Source organism: Serratia sp. 506_PEND (assembly GCF_001076875.1).
GTDB classification, from domain to species: Bacteria; Pseudomonadota; Gammaproteobacteria; order Enterobacterales; family Enterobacteriaceae; genus Serratia; species Serratia marcescens.
Window position 1 is genome coordinate 1 of the sequence record NZ_JVEL01000244.1, and the last position, 3940, is coordinate 3940.

The following is a 3940-nucleotide window of genomic DNA, read 5'->3' on the forward strand; positions in this document are numbered from 1 at the left end:
TAAAATCGAAGCCCTCCGTTTCGATCAACTCTTCAATCACTCGGTTCAACTGGCAGAAGAAGTAGTTGGCCGACATGGGCAGACTGGGAAGCTGGCTGACCACGTCGGAAGGCGAATCGAGATAGGCGGCGATCAACGCGCGGCGTCTTTCCCGCAATGCCGGATCGACGTCGAGATGCGCTTTCACCGTGCGCAGGAACGCCAGACAGTTCATGTGCAGGTGCAGATCGGCATAGGGCGACAGATGGCGGTCATCGTGCGTGAGCTGCACCAGATGAACCTTGCGCTCCAGCCTGCCGTCGGAGAAGGGGGTGGTGATCTGAGCGACGCGGCTTTTGATCATAAACAGGCTCTGCTCGCTCATGGCGTTGAGCTTGTCATTGGTGTGCAGGAAGTTGTAGACGCGCGGGCTATAGCCGTAAATCGCCAGGGTGCCCAGGTAGTGGGGATTGCGCCGGCCCTGATAATATTTCGGCGCCGAGCCGGGATGGGCCAACGAGTCCACCAGGGCGATGCCGGCGGCGTCGGCGATGTCATGGATCAGGGCGTATTCGTCGTCGCTGACCGGGCCCAACTGCCACACCAGCCGTTCCGGCCCGCGGTTGATCAGCGCTATCGCCTGTGCCAGGCTTTCGCTCATCGGCAGCGGATCGTCCGCCGACAGAACCGGGATCGGCGAGGGATCGCAGACGGCGCCTTCCAGCGACAGGGTCGACTCCAGCACGTTTTGCGTCGCCAGAATCACCACTGGCCCCTGGCCTTGATGATAAAGGCGGAAGGCTTCCGTCAAACCGGCGCCGATCATTTCGACGTCATCGATATAAACGAACGGGATGCGGCGGGCGATAAGCACTTCGCGCATGTCCTCCGTCGGCGTCAGCGTTCCCTGGAAGCTGTACCATTGATTGCCGCGGTTTTCCGCCGCGACGATGATGCCCTGTGCGGCGGTTTCCTTGAGGTTGGCCAGCGTGCCCTTGAATTCATCCATCATCCCGGAGGTCACTACGCCGAGGAACGGCATGCGATACAGCTGCCAGTTGGCCATGGCGCCGCAGGCGATGGCGTGTTCGTTAGGGCCGCGCAGGATCAGCGCGCCGCGCGCCTCCGCATGCCGGTCCAGATAGCCGATCAGATTGGAGATGATCGACCCGGTGTAATAGGACACCAGCCAGCGTTCGGCGGCGGTACGCTCGAAAAATTGAATCAGCTGCTCACCCAGTGTGTTGTGCAGCGCCAGCGCGCCGATCGGCTTGACCCGGCGGTTGGTGTAGTTCATCTCGAAGAAGTCCATCCACAGGCACAACAGCTCGGTTTGGAAGATCGCCGGATCTTCGCTGCGCACGATTTCGCGGTATTGCTGCGGCAGGTAGCGGAAGGGCGATCGCAGCTGGCGAATGAACGCAACGGTGGAGAAGGTGGTGTAAAACGCGGGAATGCCGCTGCGCTGCAAGGCGCTGTAAAAGGCGTCCAGATCGCGATCGATCTGTTCGATGCTGTCATCGACGCCGGCCGGCGTGGTCTGATCGTAGAACAGCATGCCCAAATGAAATTCGGGACGCTGTTCCAGCGCATGCGTATAGATGATCTTGCCGGTGGCCTCGGCCAGGCTGGCGCATTGGATGATGCGAACGTTGATAGCCTTGTTTTGGCCTTTGAGAAAGTGCAGCGCCTTTTCGCGCGCGGCCAGATAAAGCGAGTCCGCCGCCAGATCCAACAGTTTCAGCGGCATCTCGGACTGGATATGCACGCGGTTGAAAACATAATCGCGGATATCGTTCAGTACGCTAAGCCCGATTTGGAAAAACGCCGGGTTGCGCGTCACCACCACCACGCCGACCGTCAGGGTGTCGGGATCCGCGTCGGTGCGGCAGGCCTGGCGCTCCGCTTGCCACACTTGCTCGTAGGCGGCGGAGTTGGTGAGTCTTGCTTGTCCTGTCAGGGTCGTCATGATGAGTTCCTTGTGCAGCCAAAATGGAGTGACGGCTTCAGCCAGGCGGGCAAATTCGGCACGACAAAGCCCGCGACGGTCTCTGCAGGCGGCGGTTGCCGCGCGCATCACCTTCGTTGAATTGTGCTGTGTTCAGGCGGATGGTTTACCTTCGCCGGATGTGGTGCTGACTAGCCATCGGCACGTTCTCCGCGTTGAATAATGACCGTCCCGCTGTCGCCGTCGAGAATCAAGGTGTCGCCGCTGTTGATCAACTGGGTGGCGTTCTTGAGATTGACCGCCGCGGGAATGCCGAATTCGCGTGCGACGATGCAGCTGTGGGACAGCGCAGAGCCGATATCGGTGACGATGCCCGCCGCCAGCGCGAAGAGCGGGGTCCAGCTGGCGTCGGTAAAGCGCGCCACCAGGATTTCGTTGGGCTGCAGCTCGCCGGCCTGCGCCAGCAGATCGGTGATGACGCGCGCTTTCGCCACCACTTTGCCGGGGCTGGCCGCCAGGCCGGACAGCATGCCGGCGGCGTTTTCCGCCGTGGGGGCTTTCATCCTGGGCTGATACCCCCCGACGATCGCCATCGGCGGCTCTTCCGCATGCAGGTTCAGCAGATGCTGGTGGCGATTGCGCTCGATCAGATCGGCGGCGAACGCTTCCTGCGCCGACTGTTCCCCCGCCATAAACGCGCGGAAGCGCTCGAAGTCCACATAGGGCAGATCGGCCGATTTGACCAGGCCTTGCGCCTCCAGGCGCCGCAGCACTTCCAACATGATGCGGCGGTAGAACCAGGTTTCGGTGACGAAGGTTGGCCGGGTCGCTTCGCGGCGTTCGGCCATCACGCCATACAGTTTGGTGATGAACTTCAGCTTCATCCGGCCAAACCAGGGCATCGCTTTAAGCAGCGCCGCGCTGTCTTCATGGCGCAGCCGCTCTGTTTCCCGCAGTTTCGTGTGCAGATCCACCGGATGTTGCAGATACATTTTCATCACTTGCAGCAGGTAGCTGGGATCGTCGTTCCAGCGCGGAAGACTCAATTCGAACTCCTGGCGGCCACGGGCGCCGAACTCGAACAGGAAGGCGCTGAAGTCGCTTTGCCAGAAGGCGCGCGATTCGGGATCGGTGGGCAGGACGGTGACCAGTTCCTGTGCGCTGTGTCGCTCGAACAGGGCCTTCAACGCCGGTTGACGATTGACCGTATCCACCAGGCTGAGAATGCCCAGCGTGACTTCGATGGTGCGCAGGTTGTTCATCGACGCCTTGATGCGATTTTGCAATCCGTTGCCGCGGCCTTTGAGATAACGTTCGCAGGTCAGCGCCAGCGCATCGTAGAGCGCGAACGACTGAAGGAAGAAGGGCATATAGGCGGCGCAGCTGTCGAGGAAGTAACCGTCGATGCGGCTGAGTTCTCGCTCCAGTTCCTGATGTGTCATGGTCGTCAGATCCAGCGCCAGAAAGCGGCGCGTCTCGCGCTGGCGCAGGGCGATCATGGCATCGACGGTCGCGCCGGCGCTGCGCAGGTTATGCCTCTGCTGTTTCAGCCAATGCCAGGCGCTCTTGAGATAAGCCCATCCCTGTACGCCGGGGCCATAGGGGTTTTTGTACCCGCTGAAATCGATATCGGCGGTGGCGTAGCGGGTCGTGAACTTCATTTCGTCGCGGGTGGGCGGGCATTGGCGGAGCATGTAGGCCGATCCGGAGATATTCAGATAGACGTAGCCTTGCAAATACCCCATATAAATCTGCCAATCGCCGATATCCGCCAGCCCCATGGTTTTGATCGCCGGGCCATGAATATGCTTTTGGTAGAACTGGCAAAACGACAGCCCCAGCGGCGTCATCAAGCCGGTGACGATCTCGCCGGTGTCCATTCGGGAGAAAAAGGCCCGTTCCTTGATCGTCGGATCGCTTTCCCACGGGTTGGCGTAAAGCATCTGAACCGGTTTGGCCTGCGTGGTGATCGGCCGCGCCTGCAGGAGCCACACGCGATCGTCTTTCACCGCC

General features: G+C 60.7%; 2 protein-coding genes. Both read right to left on the reverse strand.

What is annotated here, in order from left to right:
• Positions 1-1948: hypothetical protein (locus ADK28_RS06315; RefSeq protein WP_048795196.1), on the reverse strand; the 1948-nt coding region annotated here is incomplete at its 3' end.
• A gap of 170 nt (positions 1949-2118) precedes the next feature.
• On the reverse strand, positions 2119-3940 hold a 1822-nt coding region (locus tag ADK28_RS06320), incomplete at its 5' end, for a PEP-utilizing enzyme (protein WP_048795197.1).